Here is a 23,906-nt window from a genome sequence, read left to right on the forward strand (position 1 = left end):
CCATTTTTTGTCTAACTATCACTCGATGACCTTGGATACCACGCCGGCGCCCACGGTACGGCCGCCTTCGCGGACCGCGAAACGCAGACCTTCTTCCATGGCGATCGGTGCGATCAGCTGTACAGTCATCTGTACGTTGTCGCCCGGCATCACCATTTCGGTGCCTTCCGGCAGGGTGCACGCACCGGTCACGTCCGTGGTACGGAAGTAGAACTGCGGACGGTAGCCGTTGAAGAACGGGGTGTGACGACCACCCTCTTCCTTGCTCAGCACGTACACTTCACCTTCGAACTTGGTGTGCGGAGTGATGGAGCCCGGCTTCGCCAGCACCTGACCACGCTCAACGTCGTCACGCTTGGTGCCGCGCAGCAGCACGCCCACGTTCTCGCCCGCCCGGCCTTCGTCCAGCAGCTTGCGGAACATCTCAACGCCGGTACAGGTGGTCTTGGTGGTGTCCTTGATGCCAACGATTTCAATCTCGTCGCCCACCTTGATGATGCCACGCTCCACACGACCGGTTACCACGGTACCGCGGCCGGAGATGGAGAACACGTCTTCGATCGGCATCAGGAACGGCTGATCCACGGCGCGCTCCGGCTCCGGGATGTAGTCGTCCAGGCACTCAACCAGTTTCACCACCGCCGGCATGCCGATATCGCTGGTGTCACCTTCCAGAGCCTTCAGCGCGGAACCGGTGATGATCGGGGTGTCGTCGCCCGGGAAGTCGTAGCTGCTCAGCAGCTCACGGATTTCCATTTCAACCAGTTCCAGCAGCTCTTCATCGTCCACCATGTCCGCTTTGTTCAGGAACACAACGATGAACGGTACGCCCACCTGGCGGGACAGCAGGATGTGCTCGCGGGTTTGCGGCATCGGGCCGTCCGCCGCGCTCACCACCAGGATCGCGCCGTCCATCTGCGCCGCACCGGTGATCATGTTCTTCACGTAGTCGGCGTGGCCGGGGCAGTCAACGTGCGCGTAGTGACGATTCGGGGAATCGTATTCCACGTGAGAGGTCGCAATGGTAATACCGCGCTCACGCTCTTCCGGCGCATTGTCGATCTGGTCAAACGCGCTCGCGGAACCGGAACCCCAGGTCTCGAAGCACACCCGCGTCAGGGCGGCGGTCAGCGTCGTCTTACCATGGTCAACGTGACCAATGGTGCCTACGTTTACGTGCGGTTTATTACGTTCAAACTTTTCCTTTGCCACGGCTCTATACCTTTAACAAATTAACCGTAAATTTAAGATTTCTTACCGCTGATCACATCTTCGGCGATGTTGCGCGGCGCTTCGGCGTACTTCAGGAACTCCATGGAGTAGCTGGCACGACCCTGGGACATGGAGCGCAGGTCGGTAGCGTAACCGAACATCTCGGACAACGGCACCTCCGCGCGAATGATCTTACCGGACAGGGTGTCTTCCATGCCCTGCACGATACCGCGGCGACGGTTAAGGTCGCCCATCACATCACCCATGTACTCTTCGGGAGTAACCGCTTCCACCTTCATCATCGGTTCCAGCAGTACCGCGCCGGCTTCCTTGGCGGCGTTCTTCACCGCCAGGGCACCCGCCATGCGGAAGGCGTTCTCGTTGGAGTCCACCTCGTGGTAGGAACCGTCGTAGAGAATCGCTTTCACGCCCAGGATCGGGTAACCGGCCAGCACGCCAGCCTGCAGCTGCTCGTCGATACCTTTCTGGACCGCGCCGAAGTATTCCTTCGGAACCACACCACCGTGAATCTGTTCCTCGAACTGGAACTCTTCATCGCGGTCGATGGGCTCGAACTTGACCTTGACGTGACCGTACTGGCCGCGACCACCGGACTGCTTGACGAACTTGCCTTCCACGTCGGCCGGCTTGGTGAAGGTCTCGCGGTACGCCACCTGCGGCGCGCCGATGTTCGCTTCCACCTTGAACTCACGACGCATGCGGTCCACCAGGATGTCCAGGTGCAGCTCGCCCATGCCGGAGATAATGGTCTGGCCGGTTTCCTCGTCGGTCTTCACCCGGAAGGAGGGATCTTCCTGAGCCAGGCGCCCCAGGGCCATGCCCATTTTTTCCTGGTCGGCCTTGGATTTCGGCTCCACCGCCACGGAGATCACCGGATCCGGGAATTCCATACGCTCGAGCACGATCACCTTGTTCAGGTCACACAGGGTGTCACCGGTGGTGACGTCCTTCAGGCCCACACAGGCGGCGATGTCGCCGGCGCGCACTTCCTTGATCTCTTCACGGCTGTTGGCGTGCATCTGCAGCAGACGACCAACGCGCTCCTTCTTGTCCTTCACGGAGTTCAACACGGAGTCACCGGAATTCAGCACCCCGGAGTACACCCGGATGAAGGTCAGGGAGCCCACGAAGGGGTCGGTGGCGATCTTGAACGCCAGCGCGGAGAACGGCTCGTCGTCGGAGGACTTACGGGACTCCACGGTTTCGCCGTCTTCCAGTACGCCCTGGATGGCTTTTACTTCGTCCGGCGCCGGCAGGTATTCCACCACGGCGTCGAGCATGGCCTGCACGCCCTTGTTCTTGAACGCGGAGCCACACAGAGCCAGCACGATCTCGTTGGCCAGCACTTGCTGGCGCAGACCGGCCTTGATCTCTTCGTTGGTCAGCTCGCCACTTTCCAGATACTTCTCCATGAGCTCTTCGGAGGCTTCCGCGGCGGACTCCATCATTTGCTCACGCAGTTCGTTACAGCGGTCCTGCAGTTCGGCGGGAATCTCGGTCTGCTCATAGGTCATGCCCATGTCAGCCTCGTTCCAGTAGATCGCCTTCATCCGGATCAGGTCGACCACGCCCTTGAACTCGTCCTCGGCGCCGATGTTCAGCTGAATCGGAACCACCTTGGCGCCGAGGCGCTTGCGGATCTGCTCAACCACGCGCTCGAAGTTGGCGCCGGCACGGTCCATCTTGTTGACGAACACGATGCGGGGCACTTCGTATTTGTTGGCCTGGCGCCATACGGTCTCGGACTGCGGCTCAACGCCGGAGGTGCCACAGAACACCACCACGGCACCGTCGAGAACCCGCAAGGAACGTTCCACCTCAATGGTGAAGTCCACGTGCCCGGGGGTGTCGATGATGTTGATGCGGTACTGGTCGTACTGCTGGTCCATGCCCTGCCAGAAGGTGGTGGTAGCAGCGGAGGTAATGGTGATACCACGCTCCTGCTCCTGCTCCATCCAGTCCATGGTCGCGGCACCATCGTGCACCTCACCGATTTTGTGAGACACACCGGTGTAGAAAAGAACGCGCTCGGTGGTCGTGGTCTTGCCCGCGTCCACGTGCGCGCAGATACCAATATTGCGATAACGGTTGAGAGGAGTCTTACGTGCCACGCTGCTAACCTCGATTCACTGAATCCAATACAAAAACCGGCCTGATCGCAGGCCGGTTTACTCGTGCTGCCTTCTGCCTCAGAAGCGGAAGTGGGAGAAGGCCTTGTTGGCCTCGGCCATGCGGTGCACGTCTTCCCGCTTCTTCATGGCGGCGCCCTTGCCTTCCGCCGCGTCCATCACCTCACCGGCGAGACGCTGGGCCATGCTTTTCTCACCGCGCTTGCGGGCGGAGTCCACCAGCCAGCGCATGGCCAGGGCGGTACGGCGGCTCGGACGCACCTCGACCGGCACCTGATAGGTGGCGCCACCGACACGGCGGCTCTTCACTTCCACCATCGGGCGGATGTTGTCGAGGGCTTTCTCGAACAGTTCCAGGGGCTCGCCATTCTTGCGCTCAGCCACGGTATCCAGCGCACCGTACACAATGCGCTCGGCCACGGACTTCTTACCGTCGACCATTACGTGGTTCATGAACTTGGCCAGCAGCTGGCTTCCAAACTTCGGATCCGGCAGGATCTCGCGTTTGGCTACGACGCGTCTTCTTGGCATCGGATGTGTTCCTCATCATGCCCCGCCGGGGCGGGGAAAGCTTCAGGGTTACCCGGGACGAAGCCCGGCCTTACTCATCCCGCCGGGTCGCCAGGCGCCCGGCCGTATGGAAAGGGGTGTATTTACTTCTTCGGCCGCTTGGCGCCGTACTTGGAACGACGCTGCTTGCGATCCTGAACACCAGCGGTGTCCAGCGTGCCGCGCACGGTGTGGTAACGCACACCCGGGAGGTCTTTTACACGACCGCCACGGATCAGCACCACGGAGTGCTCCTGCAGGTTATGACCTTCCCCCGGAATATAGGAGGACACTTCATAACCGTTGGTCAGGCGCACCCGGCAAACCTTACGCAGCGCGGAGTTCGGCTTTTTCGGGGTAGTGGTGTACACCCGGGTGCAAACGCCGCGACGCTGCGGGCAGCCCTGCAGGGCGACCGAGTCGCTTTTCTCAACCTTTCTCTTGCGCGGGTTCCGCACAAGCTGGTTTACAGTTGCCATGAAACTACTGCTCCACGCTTACAGTTCTGTGACGAACCTTGCTTTTCGGGTCGCCACCCTTGTGTTGGTCCCATAGCCTTTTCCGGGCTATAGACAGGGGCGACGGATTCTAGGGACCCCCCGGCGCCAAGTCAAGGCGCCGGAGGTCCATGCCCGCTCCGGGGCCCGGTTACTCCTGGTCGGAGGAACTGAGCGCCTCGGACAGGGCCGCTTCCACTTCGTCCATGGTGGGACCGTCGCCGCTGGCTTCGGCCCGCTGACGCCGGCGCTCCTCGTGGTAGGCATAGCCGGTACCGGCCGGGATCAGACGCCCCACCACCACGTTTTCCTTGAGGCCGCGCAGGCCGTCTTCCTTGCCGGTTACCGCCGCCTCGGTCAGCACCCGGGTGGTCTCCTGGAAGGAGGCCGCGGAGATGAACGACTCGGTGGCCAGGGACGCCTTGGTGATACCCAGCAGCAGGCGTTCGCCCCGTGCCGGCATCTTGTCGTCGCTGTTGAGCTGCTCGTTCTCTTCCACCAGACGGGCGTACTCAAGCTGCTCGCCCTTGATGAACGGAGAGTCGCCGACGTCGGTGATTTCCACCTTGCGCAGCATCTGACGGATGATCGTCTCGATGTGCTTGTCGTTGATCTTCACGCCCTGCAGGCGGTAAACCTCCTGCACCTCGTTGACGATGTAACGGGCCAGCTCCACTTCACCCATGAGACGCAGGATGTCGTGGGGGTTGAGCGGGCCGTCGGAGACCACCTCGCCTTTCTCCACGTGCTCGCCTTCGAAGATGTTCAGCTGACGCCACTTGGGAATCAGTTCTTCGTAGGTATCGCCACCTTCGTCCGGGGTGATCACCAGCCGCACCTTGCCCTTGGTCTCCTTGCCGAAGGAGACGGTCCCGCTCTTCTCGGCGAGAATCGCGGCCTCTTTCGGGTTACGGGCCTCGAACAGGTCGGCCACCCGCGGCAGACCACCGGTGATGTCCCGGGTCTTGGAGGATTCCTGGGGAATCCGCGCGATCACGTCACCTACCTGGATGTCCGCGCCGTTCTTCAGTGCCGACAGCGCGCCGCCGGGCAGGAAGTAGTTGGCCGGATTCTCGGTATTGGGCAGCGTCACCGGCTTGCCCTTGGCATCGGTCACACGCACCACCGGACGCAGGTCCTTACCCGCGGACGGGCGGTCCTGGCTGCTCAGCACCTCGATGTTGGTGAGGCCGGTGAGCTCATCGGTCTGGTAGTTCACGGAGATACCTTCCTCCATGTCACCAAACTGCACCTTACCCGCCACTTCGGCGATGATCGGGTGGGTGTGCGGATCCCAGGTGGCTACCACCTGGCCGCCGTCCACGCTGTCACCTTCGTTGACCGTGACCAGGGCACCGTAGGGCATCTTGTAGCGCTCGCGCTCACGGCCCAGGTCGTCGAGAACGGCCAGGTCCGCGGAGCGGGAAACGATCACCAGACCGTCCCGGTGCTGCACGTGCTTGGCGTTGTGGAAACGCACCTTGCCGCCGTGCTTGATCTGAATGTTGGACACCGCGGTGGCCCGGCTCGCCGCGCCACCGATGTGGAAGGTCCGCATGGTCAGCTGGGTACCCGGCTCACCGATGGACTGGGCCGCCATGACGCCCACGGCCTCACCCACGTTGACCCGGTGACCGCGCGCCAGATCACGACCGTAGCAGGCGGAACAGATGCCCCACTTGGTCTTACAGGTGATCGGAGAGCGCACCGCGATTTCGTCGATGCCCATGGCCTCGAGTTTTTCCACCCAGACTTCGTCGAGCACCAGGCCGGCCTGGAACACCACTTCGTCGGTGCCGGGGCGGACCAGATCACGGGCCACGGTACGGCCCAGCACCCGCTCGCGCAGGGGCTCCACGATGTCACCGCCTTCGATCAGCGGGGTCATCAGCAGACCGTCCTCGGTACCGCAATCCTGCTCGGTGATCACCAGATCCTGGGCCACGTCCACCAGACGACGGGTCAGGTAACCGGAGTTGGCGGTCTTCAGCGCGGTATCCGCCAGACCTTTCCGGGCACCGTGGGTGGAGATGAAGTACTGGAGTACGTTCAGCCCTTCACGGAAGTTACTGGTGATCGGCGTCTCGATGATCGAGCCGTCCGGCTTGGCCATCAGGCCGCGCATGCCGGCCAGCTGACGGATCTGCGCCGGGGAGCCCCGGGCGCCGGAGTCCGCCATCATGTAGATGGAGTTGAAGGACGCCTGCTCTTCATCCTCGCCCTTCTTGTTGACGACGATTTCCTTGTTCAGGTTGTCCATCATCGCCTTGGCGATCTGGTCGTTGGTGCGCGCCCAGATGTCGACCACTTTGTTGTAGCGCTCACCACGGGTCACCAGACCGGAAGCGAATTGCTCCTCGATCTCGCGCACCTCTTCCTCGGCGGCGGCGATCAGCTTCACCTTGGCGTCCGGAATCACCATGTCCTCGACACCAATGGAGGAGCCGGACAGGGTCGCTTCGCGGAAGCCCATGTACATGATCTGGTCAGCGAAGATGCAGGTTTCCTTGGTGCCCAGGATCCGGTAGCAGGTGTTCAGCAGCCCGGAAATCGCCTTCTTGGTCATGTTGCGGTTGACCTGATCGAAGCCGATGCCCGCGGGCACGATGTCCCAGATCTTGCAGCGGCCCGGGGTGGTGTCCACCAGCCGGGTGCCTTCCTCGACACGGCCTTCCTGATCCTTGACCACGTCGTACACGCGCACCTTGATGCGGGCGTGCAGATCCACTTCCTTGGTGCCCAGGGCGCGCATCACTTCCTTGGTGTCAGCGAAGATGCGGCCTTCACCCTTGGCGTTGATCTTTTCACGGCTGATGTAATACAAGCCCAGCACCACGTCCTGGGTCGGCACGATGATCGGTTCACCGTTGGCCGGGGACAGGATGTTGTTGGTGGACATCATCAGCGCGCGGGCTTCCAGCTGGGCTTCCAGGGTCAGCGGTACGTGCACCGCCATCTGGTCACCGTCGAAGTCCGCGTTGAAGGCGGCGCACACCAGCGGGTGCAGCTGGATCGCCTTGCCCTCGATCAGCACCGGCTCGAACGCCTGGATACCCAGACGGTGCAGGGTCGGCGCCCGGTTCAGCATCACCGGGTGTTCGCGAATCACCTCGGCGAGGATATCCCACACCTCGGCGGTTTCGCGCTCGACCATCTTCTTGGCCGCCTTGATGGTGGTGGCCAGGCCCCGGGCTTCCAGCTTGGCGAAGATGAACGGCTTGAACAGCTCCAGCGCCATCTTTTTCGGCAGACCGGTCTCGTGCAGCTTGAGGGTCGGGCCCACCACGATCACGGAACGACCGGAGTAGTCCACCCGCTTGCCGAGCAGGTTCTGACGGAAACGGCCCTGCTTGCCCTTGATCATGTCGGCCAGGGACTTCAGCGGGCGCTTGTTGGAACCGGTGATGGCACGGCCGCGACGGCCGTTGTCCAGCAGCGCGTCCACGGACTCCTGCAGCATGCGCTTTTCGTTGCGCACGATGATGTCCGGCGCGTTCAGATCCAGCAGCCGCTTGAGACGATTGTTGCGGTTGATCACGCGACGGTACAGGTCGTTCAGGTCGGAGGTCGCGAAACGGCCACCGTCCAGGGGCACCAGCGGACGCAGGTCCGGCGGCAGCACCGGCAGCACCGTCATGATCATCCACTCGGGCTCGTTGCCGGAGGCGTGGAACGCTTCCATCAGCTTGAGCCGCTTGGACAGCTTCTTGAGCTTGGTGTCCGAGTTGGTGGCCTCGATTTCCTCGCGCAGGGTGTTGATCTCTTCTTTGAGATCCAGCTCGGTGAGGAGCTGCTGCACCGCTTCCGCGCCCATCTTGGCTTCGAACTCATCACCAAACTGTTCCAGCGCGTCGAAGTACTCTTCGTCGGTGAGCAGCTGGCCGCGCTCCAGGGTGGTCATGCCCGGCTCGGTGACCACGAAGGATTCGAAGTACAGCACCCGCTCGATGTCGCGCAGGGTCATGTCCAGCATCAGGCCGATGCGGGACGGCAGCGATTTCAGGAACCAAATGTGCGCCACCGGGCTGGCCAGCTCGATATGGCCCATGCGCTCCCGGCGTACTTTGGAGAGGGTGACCTCCACGCCGCACTTTTCACAGATCACGCCACGGTGCTTGAGACGCTTGTACTTGCCGCACAGACATTCGTAGTCCTTGATCGGACCAAAAATGCGCGCGCAGAACAGGCCGTCACGCTCCGGCTTGAAGGTGCGGTAGTTGATGGTCTCCGGCTTTTTCACTTCGCCAAAAGACCAGGAACGGATCAGATCCGGCGGTGCCAGACCGATCTTCAGTTTGTCGAACTCCGTGACTTGTCCCTGACTTTTGAGCAGATTCAGCAAGTCTTTCAAGGCCAGTCCTCCGTATGGAGCTTTCGCTCGCGATTCTTTCCTAAACCCGGGTCAGACGAGGTGCCGCTCCCGGCCCTGGGGGCGGGAGCGGCGCACTCGGCCTCAGTCGTTTTCCAGCTCGATGTTGATACCGAGCGAACGGATTTCCTTCAGCAGTACGTTGAAGGACTCCGGCATACCCGGATCCATCCGGTGGTCGCCATCGACGATGTTCTTGTAAATGCGCGTACGCCCATTCACATCGTCCGACTTCACGGTGAGCATTTCCTGCAGCGTGTACGCCGCGCCGTAGGCCTCCAGGGCCCACACTTCCATCTCACCGAAGCGCTGGCCACCGAACTGCGCCTTGCCGCCCAGCGGCTGCTGGGTCACCAGGCTGTAGGAGCCGGTGGAGCGGGCGTGCATCTTGTCGTCGACCAGGTGGTTGAGCTTGAGCATGTACATGTAGCCCACGGTCACCTTGCGGTCGAACTTCTCGCCGCTGCGGCCATCCCACAGCTCGATCTGCCCGGACTTGTCCTGGCCGGCCAGTTCCAGCAACGCCTTGATCTCGAACTCCTTGGCACCGTCGAACACGGCGGTGGCCATGGGCACGCCGGCGCGCAGGTTGCCGGCCAGTTCGACGATGTCTTCGTCGCTGAAGCTGCTCCAGTCCTCGTCGGTGCCGCCGGCGCCGGTCTGGTTGTAGATCTGGTCCAGGAAGTCGCGCACTTCGGCGACCTTGCGTTCCTGATCCAGCATCTCACCGATGCGCTCGCCCAGCCCCTTGGCGGCCCAGCCCAGGTGGGTCTCGAGAATCTGACCCACGTTCATCCGTGACGGTACACCCAGCGGGTTGAGCACCACGTCCACGGGGACGCCGTTCTCGTCGTAGGGCATGTCCTCTTCCGGCATGATCACCGAGATCACACCTTTGTTACCGTGACGGCCGGCCATCTTGTCACCGGGCTGGATGCGACGCTTGATCGCCAGGTAGACCTTGACCACCTTGAGCACGCCGTGGGACAGGTCGTCGCCGCCGGAGATCTTGGCCTGCTTGTCCTTGTAGCGCTCGTCCTGCTCCTTCTTGTGCTGCTCCAGGTACTGGTGCGCGCGCTCCAGCTGTTCGGCCACGTCGTCATCCGCCGGGCGCAGCTCGAACCACTTGTCGCCTTCCAGCTCGTCGAGCACCGCATCGGTCAGCTCGGTGCCGCGCTTGAGGCCGGCGCCACCGTTGACCTTCTTGCCCACCATCACGGCGCGCAGACGGTCCTTGATGTCCTGCTCGAGGATCCGGTACTCGTCCTTCAGGTCCTTGCGGAACTTGTCCAGCGCGTCCTGCTCGATCTGGCGGGCACGCTCGTCCTTCTCGACGCCGTCGCGGGTGAACACCTGCACGTCGATGACGGTCCCCTTGACGCCGGAGGAAACCCGCAGAGAGGTGTCCTTCACGTCGGAGGCCTTCTCACCGAAGATGGCGCGCAGCAGCTTCTCTTCCGGGGTCAGCTGGGTTTCGCCCTTCGGCGTTACCTTGCCCACCAGAATGTCGCCGGCTTCCACCTCGGCACCGATGTACACGATGCCAGACTCGTCAAGCTTGGCCAGGGCCGCCTCGCCCACGTTGGGGATGTCGGCGGTGATTTCCTCGGCGCCCAGCTTGGTGTCCCGGGCGATCGCGGTCAGTTCCTGAATGTGGATGGAGGTAAAGCGGTCCTCTTTCACCACACGCTCGGAGATGAGGATGGAATCCTCGAAGTTGTAGCCGTTCCAGGGCATGAACGCGACGCGCATGTTCTGGCCCAGAGCCAGCTCACCCATGTCCACGGACGGGCCGTCGGCCATGATGTCGCGGGCGGAGACCCGATCACCCACCTTCACCAGCGGACGCTGGTTGATGCAGGTGTTCTGGTTGGAGCGGGTGTACTTGGTGAGGTTGTAGATATCCACACCGGCTTCGCCTTCCACCACTTCATCGTCGTTCACTTTGACGATGATCCGGGAGGCATCCACCTTGTTCACCACGCCGCCACGCTGGGCCACCACGCAGACGCCGGAATCCCGGGCCACGTGACGCTCCATGCCGGTGCCCACCAGGGGCTTCTCGGCGCGCAGGGTCGGCACCGCCTGACGCTGCATGTTGGAACCCATCAACGCGCGGTTCGCGTCATCGTGCTCCAGGAACGGAATCAGGGACGCGGCCACGGACACCACCTGGCGCGGAGAGACATCCATATGGGTAATGGTGTCCCGCTCCATGACGGTGAATTCGTAGCGGTGACGCACGGTGACGAAGTCTTCAACGAAGCCGCCGTCGTCGGTCATCTTGGCGTCCACCTGCGCGATCACGCACTCGGCTTCCTCGATGGCGGACAGGTACTCGATGTCGTCGGTTACCTTGCCGTCGACCACCTTGCGATAAGGCGACTCCAGGAAGCCGTACTCGTTGGTGCGCGCGTAGCTGGCCAGGGAGTTGATCAGGCCGATGTTCGGGCCTTCCGGCGTCTCGATGGGGCACACACGACCGTAGTGGGTCGGGTGCACGTCGCGCACTTCGAAGCCGGCACGCTCACGGGTCAGACCGCCCGGGCCCAACGCGGACACCCGACGCTTGTGGGTGATCTCGGAGAGCGGGTTGTTCTGATCCATGAACTGGGACAGCTGGGAGGAGCCGAAGAACTCCTTCACCGCGGCGGCCACCGGTTTGGCGTTGATCAGATCCTGCGGCATCAGGCCTTCGGACTCGGCCAGGCTCAGGCGCTCCTTGACGGCGCGCTCCACCCGCACCAGGCCTACGCGGAACTGGTTCTCGGCCATCTCGCCCACGGAGCGGATGCGGCGGTTGCCCAGGTGGTCGATGTCGTCGACCACGCCGTTGCCGTTGCGGATGTCCACCAGGGTCTTGAGCACGTCGATGATGTCGGACTGCTCGGCGCCCATCTGCTCGAAGTACTGCTTACCTTCGTCGTCGGTGCGGGCGCTGAAGTAGCGGCCGTCGTAGACGATGCCGGGGCCGGTCACGTCTTCACGACCCAGGCGGCGGTTGAACTTCATGCGGCCCACGCCGGACAGGTCGTAGCGCTCGTCGGTGAAGAACAGGTTGCGGAACAGGTTCTCCGCCGCTTCCTTGGTGGGCGGCTCGCCGGGACGCATCATGCGATAGATTTCCACCAGCGCCTCCAGCGGGCTGCGGGTGGGATCGGCACGCAGGGTGTCGGCCATGAACGGGCCATGGTCCAGGTCGTTGGTGTAGAGCGTCTCGAAGCGGGAGACACCGGCCTTCTCGATTTTCTCGAGGGCATCGGCGGTCAGCTCGGTATTGCACTCCACCAGCACCTCACCGGTTTCCTGATCGATTACCGACTTGGCCAGATAACGGCCCTGCAGGTACTCGGCGGGAATTTCCAGGTACTCGATGTTGGCTTTTTCCAACTGGCGAATGTGGCGCGCGGTGACACGACGGCCACGCTCCACCACCACTTCATCGCCGGCCAGGATATCGAAGGTCGCGGTTTCGCCACGCAGACGCTCCGGCACCAGGCGCATACGGTAAGCACCGTCTTCGAACAGGATTTCGTTGGTGTCGAAGAAGGTCTCGAGAATCTCGTCCGAGGTATAGCCCAGGGCACGCAACAGAATGGTCGCCGGCAGCTTGCGGCGACGGTCGATGCGCACGTAGATCAGGTCCTTCGGATCGAATTCGAAGTCCAGCCAGGAGCCACGGTAGGGAATCACCCGGGCGGAATACAGCAGCTTGCCGGACGAATGGGTCTTGCCCTTGTCGTGGTCGAAGAACACGCCCGGAGAGCGGTGCAGCTGGGACACGATGACCCGCTCGGTACCGTTGATCACGAAGGTACCGTTCTCGGTCATCAACGGAATCTCGCCCATGTACACCTGCTGTTCGCGGATGTCCTTGATGGCGCCGTTGGATTCCTTGTCGTAGATCACCAGACGGATACGCACGCGCAGCGGCGCGGCATAGGTGGTGCCACGAATGATGCACTCTTTGACATCAAAAACCGGTTTGCCGAACTCATAGCCGGCATACTCGAGGGCGGCGTTCCCGGAGTAGCTGGAGATCGGGAATACCGAACGGAAAGCCGCTTCCAGGCCCTCCTCGAAGCGCTCCTCGGCGCTCTTGTCGTGTTGCAAGAACTTGCGGTAAGAATCGAGCTGTATGGCCAGAAGGTACGGAACCTCCATGACCTTGGGAAGCTTGCCGAAATCTTTGCGGATCCGCTTTTTCTCAGTGAATGAGTATGCCATCTGCGTTCCTCGGCTGTTGACCTATCACCCCTGGGTGATATTCCTGCATGAAACCCTTCATACAGAAACGACAAAAGGCTGGCAGCCCTTAAGCTGCCAGCCGGTGTCTTTCCGACTGAATGTGGAAAGACATTGCGCTCTCGCGCTTACTTGAGCTCGGCGGTACCGCCAGCCTCTTCGATCTTTTTCTTGATCTCTTCGGCTTCGTCCTTGGAAGCGCCTTCCTTGACCGGAGCGGGAGCGCCCTCGACCAGATCTTTCGCTTCTTTCAGACCCAGACCGGTTACTTCGCGAACTGCCTTGATCACGCCGACTTTCTTGTCGCCGAAACCGGTCAGGATCACGTCAAACTCGGTCTGTTCTTCAGCGGCGGCGCCTGCGTCGCCAGCAGCTGCGGGAGCAGCGGCCACGGCGGCGGCGGCGGTTACGCCAAACTTCTCTTCCATGGCCTCGATCAGTTCAACGAGGTCCATAACGCTCATGTCAGCGATTGCGCTGAGGATATCTTCTTTGGAAACGGCCATTTTCAATCTCCTAAAATCACCGTACGGGCGATCCCGAGTGGTATCGGGTAGTTACGCTGCTGATCGCGAGATCAGGCAGCTTCCTGCTGTTTCTTGTCCTTCACGGCGGCAACGGTACGGACAAACTTGCCGGGCACCTCGTTGAGGGTACGGACAAACTTGGCCACCGGGGCCTGCATGACGGACATAAGCTGAGCAAGGGCTTCGTCACGGGTGGGCAGCTTCGCCAGGACATCGATGTCCTTGGCTCCGTACGCCACACCGCCTACGGCCAGTGCTTTGACTTCGAGCGCGTCGTGGTCCTTGGCGAAATCCTTGATCAGCCGGGCAGCTGCGCCCGGATCTGCCTGGGAAAACGCCAGGATCGTGGGGCCGACCAGCGCATCGCTGAGGCACTCGTATTCAGTGCCTTCAACCGCGCGCTTGGCCAACGTGTTCCGTACTACTTTCAGGTACACGCCGGTTTCACGGGCTTTCACGCGCAGAGCGGTCATCTCTGACACGGAAAGACCACGATAGTCGGCAACCACGGCGGACAGCGCTTCGGCAGCCGCAGCATTCACCGAAACCACAATCGCCCGTTTGTCCTCCAGATTCAAAGGCACGATTTACCTCCTGGATTCACAAACTTAACCGGACTCATCGACTGCCTGACTGATGAATCCAGCGGTTGCCAGGACCGGTCACCCGGTCCGGGATCGCGGAAGCCAGCCCCTGCTTTGACACAGGATTTGCAACTACCGCGCCTGCGCAGGCGATTACTCCTTAACCTCCGGCGGAAACTTGGCTCATAAAGCCAGACTCCATTCACACCTTCGGACCTGCGGTCTTTGACGCCCCGCCGGTCGGGCTCCGAAGAGTCGCCGTCGGGATCAAAGCTTTTGAACCGGCGCCCCGAGGAGCGCCGGCCCGGTATTTCTTACATGGACAGGGTGGCGGGATCGATCGCCAGGCCCGGGCCCATGGTGCTGGACAGCGTCACTTTCTTGAAGTACGCGCCCTTGGCGGAAGCCGGCTTCGCCTTCTTCAGGTCGGCGATCAGCGCTTCCACGTTTTCCTTGATGGCGTTGGCGTCAAAGCCGATCTGACCCACGGTGCAGTGGATAATGCCGCCTTTGTCGGTGCGGTAACGCACCTGGCCGCCCTTGGCGTTCTTGACCGCCTGAGCCACGTCCGGGGTCACGGTGCCCACTTTCGGGTTGGGCATCAGACCACGGGGGCCGAGGATGGTGCCCAGCTTACCGACCACGCGCATGGCGTCCGGAGAAGCGATCACCACGTCAAAGTTGATCTCACCGCCCTGAACCTGCTCGGCCAGGTCGTCGAAACCCACCACGTCGGCGCCGGCTTCCTTGGCTTCATCGGCCTTGGCGCCCTGGGCGAACACGGCGACGCGAACGGTCTTGCCGGTGCCGTGGGGCAGCACGGAAGCGCCACGCACGTTCTGATCGGATTTACGCGGGTCAACACCCAGGTTCACCGATACGTCGATGGATTCCTTGAATTTCACGGCGGACAGCTCGGCCAACAGCGTGACGGCTTCTTCCACCGGGTACAGCTTGCCCGTTTCTACCTTCTCACGGATGGCGCGGGCGCGTTTGGACAGCTTGGCCATTGGTTAGTCCTCCACGTCCAGGCCCATGGAACGGGCGGAGCCCGCGATGGTGCGCACGGCTGCGTCCATGTCGGCAGCGGTGAGATCAGGCTCCTTGGCCTTGGCGATCTCCTCGAGCTGCGCACGGTTTACCTTGCCCACCTTCTTGGTGTTCGGCTCGCCGGAACCGCTCTTGATACCGGCCGCCTTCTTCAGCAGATACGCCGCGGGCGGCGTCTTCATGGTGAAGGTGAAGGAACGGTCGCTGTACACGGTGATGACCACCGGTACCGGCGCGCCCTGATCCAGCTGCTGGGTCTGGGCGTTGAACGCCTTACAGAATTCCATGATGTTCACGCCGTGCTGGCCCAGTGCGGGACCGACCGGCGGTGAAGGGTTAGCCTGACCCGCTGCGACCTGCAGCTTGATGTAGGCTTCGACTTTCTTGGCCATGATTAAGACTCCTTGGGTGCGAACGCCGTTTTACGGGCTCCCCTGAGGTGGGTCGTTTGCCCCGCCGGCACGGGCGGAGCACCAGGGTCAGGTCTTTTCGACCTGACCGAATTCCAGCTCCACCGGCGTGGAGCGGCCGAAAATGAGAACCGCCACCTGCAGGCGGCTCTTTTCGTAGTTCACTTCTTCCACGACACCGTTGAAGTCGGCGAACGGACCGTCGGTGACCCGTACCACCTCGCCGGCCTCGAAGAGGGTCTTCGGCTTGGGCTTCTCCACCGCGTCGTCCATGCGACGCAGAATGGCATCCGCCTCTTTCTGGGTGATCGGCGATACGCGACCCGGGTTTTTCGGGTCTTCACCGATGAACCCCATGACTTTCGGGGTTTCCTTCACCAGGTGCCAGGAGTCATCGCACATCTCCATCTGCACCAGCACATAGCCCGGGAAGAACTTGCGCTCGGACTTACGCTTCTGACCACCGCGCATTTCCACCACTTCTTCGGTGGGCACGAGAATCTCGCCAAACAGCTCTTCCATGGAACGCAGCTTGATGCGTTCTTCCAGGGCTCGTTTGACGTGCTTTTCAAAGCCGGAATAAGCGTGTACCACGTACCAACGCTTCGACATGTGCACCCCTTAACCGATGAGCGCCGAAATCGCGCCGTTGAGCACCCAATCGAGCATGAACATCAGCAACGCCACGATCAGCACGAAGACCAGCACGATCAGCGTGGTTTGCAATGTTTCCTGCCGGGTCGGCCACACCACCTTGCGCAACTCCACCATGGAATCCTTACGCAACTGGTTGAACGCCCGGCCCTGTTCGGTCTGCAGCGCGACGAACGCGGCCAGCAGCCCTACCACCAGAACGCCCAGCGCCCGGTACAGGGGGGAAAACTCGGAGAAATAGCTATTACCCGCCACGGCGGTCGCCACCAGTGCGGCCACGATGACCCACTTGACGCCTTCCAGGACGGAGGACCCGGACTGTCCTTCTGCTCTCTCACTCATTCGCCGACGCACCCCGCCATCTGACGGCCACTCTGGGAAAGAAATTGGCAGGCCAGGAGGGACTCGAACCCCCAACAGCCGGTTTTGGAGACCGGTGCTCTACCAATTGAACTACTGGCCTGTAACCTTGAAAACACAACGGCCGGGGCCATGGGCCCCGGCCCTTATCGCCTTACGGCAATGACTTACTCGATGACCTTGGATACCACGCCGGCGCCCACGGTACGGCCGCCTTCGCGGACCGCGAAACGCAGACCTTCTTCCATGGCGATCGGTGCGATCAGCTGTACAGTCATCTGTACGTTGTCGCCCGGCATCACCATTTCGGTGCCTTCCGGCAGGGTGCACGCACCGGTCACGTCCGTGGTACGGAAGTAGAACTGCGGACGGTAGCCGTTGAAGAACGGGGTGTGACGACCACCCTCTTCCTTGCTCAGCACGTACACTTCACCTTCGAACTTGGTGTGCGGAGTGATGGAGCCCGGCTTCGCCAGCACCTGACCACGCTCAACGTCGTCACGCTTGGTGCCGCGCAGCAGCACGCCCACGTTCTCGCCCGCCCGGCCTTCGTCCAGCAGCTTGCGGAACATCTCAACGCCGGTACAGGTGGTCTTGGTGGTGTCCTTGATGCCAACGATTTCAATCTCGTCGCCCACCTTGATGATGCCACGCTCCACACGACCGGTTACCACGGTACCGCGGCCGGAGATGGAGAACACGTCTTCGATCGGCATCAGGAACGGCTGATCCACGGCGCGCTCCGGCTCCGGGATGTAGTCGTCCAGGCACTCAACCAGTTTCACCACCGCCGGCATGCCGATATCGCTGGTGTCACCTTCCAGAGCCTTCAGCGCGGAACCGGTGATGATCGGGGTGTCGTCGCCCGGGAAGTCGTAGCTGCTCAGCAGCTCACGGATTTCCATTTCAACCAGTTCCAGCAGCTCTTCATCGTCCACCATGTCCGCTTTGTTCAGGAACACAACGATGAACGGTACGCCCACCTGGCGGGACAGCAGGATGTGCTCGCGGGTTTGCGGCATCGGGCCGTCCGCCGCGCTCACCACCAGGATCGCGCCGTCCATCTGCGCCGCACCGGTGATCATGTTCTTCACGTAGTCGGCGTGGCCGGGGCAGTCAACGTGCGCGTAGTGACGATTCGGGGAATCGTATTCCACGTGAGAGGTCGCAATGGTAATACCGCGCTCACGCTCTTCCGGCGCATTGTCGATCTGGTCAAACGCGCTCGCGGAACCGGAACCCCAGGTCTCGAAGCACACCCGCGTCAGGGCGGCGGTCAGCGTCGTCTTACCATGGTCAACGTGACCAATGGTGCCTACGTTTACGTGCGGTTTATTACGTTCAAACTTTTCCTTTGCCACGACTCTCTACCTCTCAACTTGGCTGTGCATCCCGTCTGAACGGCGTGCGCCCTGGAAAACACATTTAAGGACCGCGTCATTCGCGGACCACCCTGGCACCACCAAGACACATGAAGCCGGGCCCAGGAAGTCCCTGGGCCCGGAGTTTGGAGCTCATGACCGGATTTGAACCGGTGACCTCACCCTTACCAAGGGTGTGCTCTACCTACTGAGCTACATGAGCGTAACCTTCATACTGCCCTGTCAGGCATCCAAATTGTTGCCGCAGACTGGAGCGGGCAGCGGGAATCGAACCCGCATCATCAGCTTGGAAGGCTGAGGTTCTACCATTGAACTATGCCCGCGAACCTTCCAATTTCTGTCTTGCCAGCCTGCCGGCCAATTCTGGTGGAGGGGGGAGGATTCGAACCTCCGAAGCTTTCGCGTCAGATTTACAGTCTGATCCCTTTGGCCACTCGGGAACCCCTCCTGAAAAGGGCCTACATTCTCTTTACGCCGAAACCCCTTGTCAACCATATTTTCAGGGATTTTCAAGCTCTTAGGCGTGCTTGAAGTGGAGCTGGCGAGAGGAGTCGAACCCCCGACCGGCTGATTACAAATCAGCTGCTCTACCAACTGAGCTACGCCAGCAGCGTAAGGGCTGCGCATTCTATAGAAAGCCCACCGGGGGTGCAATCATTGCGACCCATTACACGCGCTCCGATCCTGCCCCACCGCCGGATTGCCGACCAGAAAGTCCTCCAGCGCCGCGGCGCCGGCGGCCTGCGGCGGCAGGTACAGCCAGTATTCGGTGACCGGGCGGGAGGTTTCCCGCACGAAGGCGGGGTAGCCCGCGCCCCGCATCCGCACCCGTAACCCCTCCGCGGAATCAGCGCTGGAGAAGTAACCCAGGGAAATGGCGTTGGCGTCCTCGCCGGTTTTGACGATAAAACTGTCCACCCCGCGGGCCTGCAGTTCGCTGAGCACCTCCAGCGCCCGGTCCCGGCTCGGATAGGCCGGCAGGTACACCCAGTTGAGATGGTCCTTCTGCACCGTCACCGACCGGATGCGCCCCTCCAGCCCCGCCGCCGCCAACTGAATGCGGGCACGCTCCGCGTCGCCCTCTCCGGCCCAGGGGCCCACCACCGGGCACAAGCCCGGGGCGCCGGCGGGCGCCGACGATGGCGGTTCGCCGCGGCGGGGCGGCTGGGGGGATTCACTCAACAAACGCAGAGGCGGGCCCTGCACGACCGGGCCGGCGGCGCGCTCCGCCGCCACCGGTGGCGCCGGCGTCCAGGCGGTCATCGCCAGCTGCCAGCCCAGATACACCAGGTTGACGACCACCAGGCTGTAAAAGACCCAACGCACGGATTTTCGTCCCCCAAACCTTATTGTTGTCGCGCTATTCCTGTCGCGCCGCCACCCGCTCCAGACCATCCAGCACCAGATCGGGCAAGTGCAGGAATTCAAAGGAAAAAGAGGCCGACAGTTCGTCCGCGTCGCCGCCCGTGACCAGCACCTTGCAAGTATCCGGAAGCCGCTCACGCAGTTCAACCACCACATCCGTGACGAACGCCACAGACATGCGCAGCAGGCCGTTGTGCACGCACTCACCGGTGGACCGGCCCAGTCCCAGCCGGGCGCTGGCCTGCTCCACATGAACGTCGGCGGTGTCCCGCAACAGGGCGTTGCGCAGCATGCCCAACCCGGGAACGATGTAGCCGCCCAGGAAGTCGCCTTCGCCGTCCACCGCGTCGATGGTCAGGGCACTGCCGCAGTCGATGACGATGCCGGCCCCGAAACGCTGCCAGCATTCCACCAGGGCGACCCAGCGGTCGGCGCCCAGCCGGCGGGCCTCCGGGTAGCAATTGCGCACCCCGAAGTCATGCTCCCTGGAATAATAGAATTGCGGCTCGCAGCCGGTGCGCTCCCGCACCAGATCGGCGATTCGGCGGTCCGCTTCCGGCCCGGCCACCGAGGCCACCCAGACCGATTCCGGTGCCGGCGAGGCCAGCGGTGCGTCCAGTGCCTTGACCCAGTCCCGGGCATGCACTTCGCCGCCCTGGGCCACCCGGTCGCCGTCCCGACGGCGCCACTTCAGGGCGGTATTGCCCACGTCCACGAACAGCTTCATTGCAATCTCAGACTCACTTCCCCGCCATGAACGGTGCGGGTTTCCCCGTCGATGTCGACACGCAAAGCGCCGTCTTCGGCGACGCCCCGGGCCACGCCGCGGCGGGCGCCCTCCGCGGCGTGCAACAGTACCGGTTGGTCCCGGCACAGGTCCAGCGCTTCGAACGGCGCCATGAACGGCGCGAAGCCGTCGCGGGCGAACCGGTCCAGCATATCGATCAGCGCCAGGGCCACCGATCCCACCAGGGCGGTGCGCCCCGGCGGCGTGGCGCAGGCGCGCTGCAGATCAATCCAGCTCTGATCGATGGCGTCGGCCTGGCGGTCGTTCATGGCCACGTTCAGGCCCACCCCCACCACCACCTGGACGCGACCGTCCATCTCTCCGGCCAGCTCGATCAGCACGCCGCCCAGCTTGGCGCCGTCCACCAGCAGGTCGTTGGGCCATTTAAGTCCTGGCCGCAGACCCGGCGCCTCCCGCTCCAGGGCGCCGGCCACGGCCACGCCGGCGGCCAGGCTCAGCCCGCCCAAGGCGGAAAAGCCACCGGCCAGCTCGTACAGCACGCTGACATAGAGGTTGGCGCCGAACGGCGATTGCCAGGCGCGTCCGCGCCGGCCCCGACCGGCGCTCTGACATTCCGTGGTGACCACCACCGGGGTCGGCGCCCCCGACGCGGCCAGCGCCAGGGCATCCGCATTGGTGGAAGCGGTCACCGGTTCGAATTTCAGGGTGGCGCGCCCGGCCAGGGCGCGCTCCAGGGCGAACGGATCCAGCAGATCCAGGGGGCGGGGCAGTCGGTATCCTTTACCGCGCACCGATTCCACCACCAGGCCCCATTGATCCAGGCGCTGCACCCGTTTCCAGATCGCCGCCCGGGAGATCCCCAGCGCCTCGCCGAGTTCCGCCCCGGAATGGAAGCGGCCATCGGCCAGGCACCGGATCAGCGTCAGATCCGCGGTGGACTCCATCCCCGCTCAGTGCTCCCAGATCACGCCACGGGAGGCGCCCCACTCGGGCAGATCCGCCGCGTAGTGTTTTTCGATCTCGTTGCGCTTGAGTTTGAGGGTCGGCGTAATCAGGCCGTTCTCCACGGTCCACGGGGTCTTGCACACCACGAAACAGCTGAGCCGCTCATGGGGATCGAGCTGGCCGTTCACACGCTCGAGCAGGTCGTTCAGCGCCTTGGTGAAGTTGTCCTTGGCGGCGCCCTTGCTGAGCTTCTCCTGTTCTTCCGGGGTCAGGTTGAGCAAGGCGATGGGCTGGGACATATTGGCACCGATCACACACGCCAGCTCCACCCCGGGCTGGCTGGCCAGGCGATTCTCGATGGGCGCCGGGGCCACGTACTTGCCCTTCTCGGTTTTGAAGATTTCCTTGATCCGGCCGGTGATGCGCAACCGGCCACGGTCGTCGATCTCACCCACGTCGCCGGTCTTCAGCCAACCGTCCTCGGACAACACTTCGGCGGTCAAATCTTGCTGCTTGTAGTAACCGCTCATGTTGCCCACGCTGCGCACTTCCACTTCGCCGGCCTCGCCGATGCGGCATTCCACACCGTCGTTGGGTGTGCCCACCCAGCCGATGCGCTGGTCGCCCTGTTCGGTGGTGTGTGACCAGCCGAAGTTTTCGGTCATGCCGTAGACTTCCAGGATCTCCAGCCCCAGCTTGTTGAACCAGGAAATGATCTCGGTGGACAACGGTGCGGCACCGGACAGGGCCACCCGGCATTCGTCCAGGCCCATGGCCCCCAGCACCTTTTTCTTGATCACGCGATTGAGCAGCGGAATTTTCAGCAGGGTGTTCAGCTTCTGGGGCGGGACCGCCTCGGACGCCTTCTGATAAAACTTGGACCAGATCCGCGGGACCGCGAAGAACAGGGTCGGCTTGGCCCGCTTGATGTCCTCGCCGAAGGTATCCAGTGATTCCGCGAAAAACACCTTGTTGCCTGTGTAGAGCATGGCCATTTCCACCGCCGCCCGCTCGGCCACGTGGGACAAGGGCAGATAGGAAATCATGCGGTCGTCCGGCTCCAGGTCGTACACCTTGATGACCTTGTCGCCCACCGACGACAGGCTCTGATACTGGTGCATCACGCCCTTGGGCACGCCGGTGGTGCCGGACGTGTAGATGATGGTCGCCAGATCCTCGGGGCCGGGCCGGGCGGCTTCCGACAGGGGCGAGTGCTGGCTGACGATGTCTTCCCACCGCGGCGCCTGGCCACGCACTTCATCCGGCGCCAGGGAGAAAGCGATCTGCTTGACGTCGCCAGGTACGCCCGCCTTCATGATGTCCCAGTCGTCCAGCTTGCCCACGAACAGCAGCTTGGACTCACTGTGCTCGAGAATCAGCTTCACGGAATCCGCCACCAGCGTCGGATAAAGCGGCACGCTGACACCGCCGGCGATCCAGATGGCCAGGTCGGCGATGATCCACTCGGCGCAGTTCTTGGACACCAGCGCCACCCGGTCGCCGTCCTGCACGCCCTGCTCTTTCAGGAACGAGGCCATGCGGTACGCTTCGTCGGCCACCTGTTCCCAGGTGTACTCACGGACCTGGCCACCGCCCAGCGGTTGCACCATGGCCACGCGGCTACCGTGCTGATGGCGCCGATCTTCCAGTGCCTGGATGGGGGTCTTCATGGTCACGTTATTATCCTTCGTCATCTTCATCACCTTTACCCAAACCAAAAAAGCCGATAACGAACCGGCAGCGCCGGTTCGGCCAAGTGTTCTAATCCGAAATCACCGGCGTGCGCGGATGGCAACGAAACACCGGCCCCAGGAACAAAGCGGTGCCCAGCCCCCAGGCGCCGTTCAACAACAACCCGCCGGCCCAGGTCGCCCCGCTGACAGGCAGGCCTTTTAGAGGAAACACCAGGAGCATGGCCACCACGGTGGGCGCGATGGCGCCGAACAGCAAAGAAACCAACCAAAAGAGCCGGGCCGGCTTGTAACGCACCAGCCACCACAACGGCAACGCCCAGACACCGCCCCAGAACGCCAGCGACAATACCACCGGCACCCCCAAGGGCGCGGTCGCGGACCAGTTATAGGGCGCCGCCGGCGCGATACCCAGAAAATAGAGCAATGCCAGCAGGCCCTGATGAAAAACCAATGTCGCCAGTGCTCCTGCGGCAAAGGACTTGACCCACTGCATAACGGCTCCGTCGAACTGTGACTTCCTGAGCATAGAGATACATGGGGACAGGATAAAGGCCGGAACACCGAAAAGGTATCGCCCGGAACCTATTCCGGGGTCGGACCACCGGAAGTGCTTGATTCAGGTCGGCTTTCTGGCCTGGGAGCGGCCTGTGGCGGCGTTAGACATTACTTTTTGGCCTTGGAAATGGTGGCTAAGTCGCGCTCGCGTGGGCTTAAGGCGGTGTTTCAGGGTGGGGAAATCGAGCGCTAAGCCGCTATGGCGGCGCGCTTTTTGGGGAAAGAGGCGAAGCAACAAGCGGTTACCGAGGTCCGACCCCGAGGGGGAACACCCAATTCCAGAACCGCCTGGACTTGAGAGGGGTTTTCTTTTGGTTTTCCGACGTCGGGCGAGGGCATGGCCCCTCACATGGGGGCGGAGCGGCACGGGTTTCGCCGCACCGCGGCGAGTGCCGCGTAGCGCCGCCGGGCTGTGCCCGGTGGCCGGACCCGCGCAGCGGGCCCCACATTAAAAAGAGCGGGGGCTCCCCATGTGAGAGCGCGCCACAGCAAAACGCCCTGCCAGGATTCCCTGACAGGGCGCTTTGATTTAAGAGCCTGACGATGACCTACTCTCACATGGGGAGACCCCACACTACCATCGGCGCTGAGTGGTTTCACTTCTGAGTTC

At 62.5% G+C, this 23,906-nt stretch carries 18 protein-coding genes and 5 tRNA genes; all 23 read right to left on the minus strand.

Annotated elements, in window-relative coordinates; genetic code table 11:
• Positions 1–18: 18 nt before the first annotated feature.
• Positions 19–1,212 carry an elongation factor Tu gene (gene tuf / locus ACLD0W_RS16700; protein WP_377899043.1) on the minus strand — a complete coding sequence of 398 codons (1,194 nt, stop codon included), beginning with the start codon at positions 1,210–1,212 and terminating at the stop codon, positions 19–21.
• Between the two features lie 32 nt (positions 1,213–1,244).
• Positions 1,245–3,344, minus strand: coding sequence for an elongation factor G (fusA, locus tag ACLD0W_RS16705; RefSeq protein WP_410308595.1), 2,100 nt, complete (start codon positions 3,342–3,344; stop codon positions 1,245–1,247).
• 78 nt (positions 3,345–3,422) lie between these two features.
• A complete protein-coding gene (gene rpsG / locus ACLD0W_RS16710) occupies positions 3,423–3,893 on the minus strand; it encodes a 30S ribosomal protein S7 (RefSeq protein WP_138770772.1) in 471 nt (156 codons plus the stop codon).
• Positions 3,894–4,015: 122 nt separating this feature from the next.
• The gene (rpsL, locus tag ACLD0W_RS16715; protein ID WP_067606428.1) at positions 4,016–4,390 is read right to left on the minus strand and encodes a 30S ribosomal protein S12; all 375 of its coding nucleotides are present in this window, start codon (positions 4,388–4,390) and stop codon (positions 4,016–4,018) included.
• 169 nt (positions 4,391–4,559) lie between these two features.
• Positions 4,560–8,759 (minus strand): DNA-directed RNA polymerase subunit beta', encoded by a 4,200-nt coding sequence (gene rpoC / locus ACLD0W_RS16720; protein ID WP_410308596.1) that lies wholly within the window; start codon positions 8,757–8,759, stop codon positions 4,560–4,562.
• A gap of 102 nt (positions 8,760–8,861) precedes the next feature.
• Entirely contained in the window at positions 8,862–13,004 is a 4,143-nt protein-coding gene (rpoB, locus tag ACLD0W_RS16725) for a DNA-directed RNA polymerase subunit beta (RefSeq protein ID WP_410308597.1), read from the minus strand.
• Positions 13,005–13,150: 146 nt separating this feature from the next.
• Positions 13,151–13,528 (minus strand): 50S ribosomal protein L7/L12, encoded by a 378-nt coding sequence (gene rplL, locus ACLD0W_RS16730; RefSeq protein ID WP_138770769.1) that lies wholly within the window; start codon positions 13,526–13,528, stop codon positions 13,151–13,153.
• A gap of 71 nt (positions 13,529–13,599) precedes the next feature.
• Complete coding sequence (rplJ, locus tag ACLD0W_RS16735; RefSeq protein WP_204429055.1) at positions 13,600–14,133, minus strand: 50S ribosomal protein L10; 534 nt, start codon at positions 14,131–14,133, stop codon at positions 13,600–13,602.
• Positions 14,134–14,447: 314 nt separating this feature from the next.
• The gene (gene rplA, locus ACLD0W_RS16740) at positions 14,448–15,143 is read right to left on the minus strand and encodes a 50S ribosomal protein L1 (RefSeq protein ID WP_410308598.1); all 696 of its coding nucleotides are present in this window, start codon (positions 15,141–15,143) and stop codon (positions 14,448–14,450) included.
• A 3-nt stretch (positions 15,144–15,146) separates the two neighbouring features.
• Positions 15,147–15,575, minus strand: a complete 429-nt coding sequence (gene rplK, locus ACLD0W_RS16745; protein WP_138770766.1) for a 50S ribosomal protein L11 — start codon at positions 15,573–15,575, stop codon at positions 15,147–15,149.
• A gap of 87 nt (positions 15,576–15,662) precedes the next feature.
• Positions 15,663–16,205 (minus strand): transcription termination/antitermination protein NusG, encoded by a 543-nt coding sequence (gene nusG, locus ACLD0W_RS16750; protein ID WP_138770765.1) that lies wholly within the window; start codon positions 16,203–16,205, stop codon positions 15,663–15,665.
• Positions 16,206–16,214: 9 nt separating this feature from the next.
• The gene (secE, locus tag ACLD0W_RS16755) at positions 16,215–16,589 is read right to left on the minus strand and encodes a preprotein translocase subunit SecE (protein ID WP_410308599.1); all 375 of its coding nucleotides are present in this window, start codon (positions 16,587–16,589) and stop codon (positions 16,215–16,217) included.
• A 45-nt stretch (positions 16,590–16,634) separates the two neighbouring features.
• Positions 16,635–16,710 (minus strand) — tRNA-Trp (locus ACLD0W_RS16760).
• Positions 16,711–16,774: 64 nt separating this feature from the next.
• Positions 16,775–17,968: an elongation factor Tu gene (gene tuf, locus ACLD0W_RS16765; RefSeq protein ID WP_377899043.1), complete on the minus strand. Its 1,194-nt coding sequence runs from the start codon at positions 17,966–17,968 to the stop codon at positions 16,775–16,777.
• A 147-nt stretch (positions 17,969–18,115) separates the two neighbouring features.
• Positions 18,116–18,191, minus strand: a tRNA-Thr gene (locus ACLD0W_RS16770).
• A gap of 47 nt (positions 18,192–18,238) precedes the next feature.
• Positions 18,239–18,312 (minus strand) — tRNA-Gly (locus tag ACLD0W_RS16775).
• Positions 18,313–18,353: 41 nt separating this feature from the next.
• Positions 18,354–18,437, minus strand: a tRNA-Tyr gene (locus tag ACLD0W_RS16780).
• An 85-nt stretch (positions 18,438–18,522) separates the two neighbouring features.
• Positions 18,523–18,598 (minus strand) — tRNA-Thr (locus ACLD0W_RS16785).
• 45 nt (positions 18,599–18,643) lie between these two features.
• Positions 18,644–19,315: an SPOR domain-containing protein gene (locus ACLD0W_RS16790; RefSeq protein WP_410308600.1), complete on the minus strand. Its 672-nt coding sequence runs from the start codon at positions 19,313–19,315 to the stop codon at positions 18,644–18,646.
• A 34-nt stretch (positions 19,316–19,349) separates the two neighbouring features.
• Positions 19,350–20,081: a type III pantothenate kinase gene (locus ACLD0W_RS16795; protein WP_410308601.1), complete on the minus strand. Its 732-nt coding sequence runs from the start codon at positions 20,079–20,081 to the stop codon at positions 19,350–19,352.
• On the minus strand, positions 20,078–21,046 hold the full coding sequence (locus ACLD0W_RS16800) for a biotin--[acetyl-CoA-carboxylase] ligase (RefSeq protein WP_410308602.1): 969 nt from the start codon (positions 21,044–21,046) through the stop codon (positions 20,078–20,080). The genes ACLD0W_RS16795 and ACLD0W_RS16800 overlap by 4 nt, the downstream gene beginning before the upstream one ends.
• A gap of 6 nt (positions 21,047–21,052) precedes the next feature.
• Entirely contained in the window at positions 21,053–22,741 is a 1,689-nt protein-coding gene (locus tag ACLD0W_RS16805; protein ID WP_410308603.1) for an AMP-binding protein, read from the minus strand.
• A 67-nt stretch (positions 22,742–22,808) separates the two neighbouring features.
• A complete protein-coding gene (locus ACLD0W_RS16810; RefSeq protein WP_410308604.1) occupies positions 22,809–23,234 on the minus strand; it encodes a hypothetical protein in 426 nt (141 codons plus the stop codon).
• Between the last annotated feature and the right edge of the window lie 672 nt (positions 23,235–23,906).

The sequence above is a fragment of the Alloalcanivorax sp. C16-1 genome (assembly GCF_046507805.1).
GTDB lineage: Bacteria > Pseudomonadota > Gammaproteobacteria > Pseudomonadales > Alcanivoracaceae > Alloalcanivorax.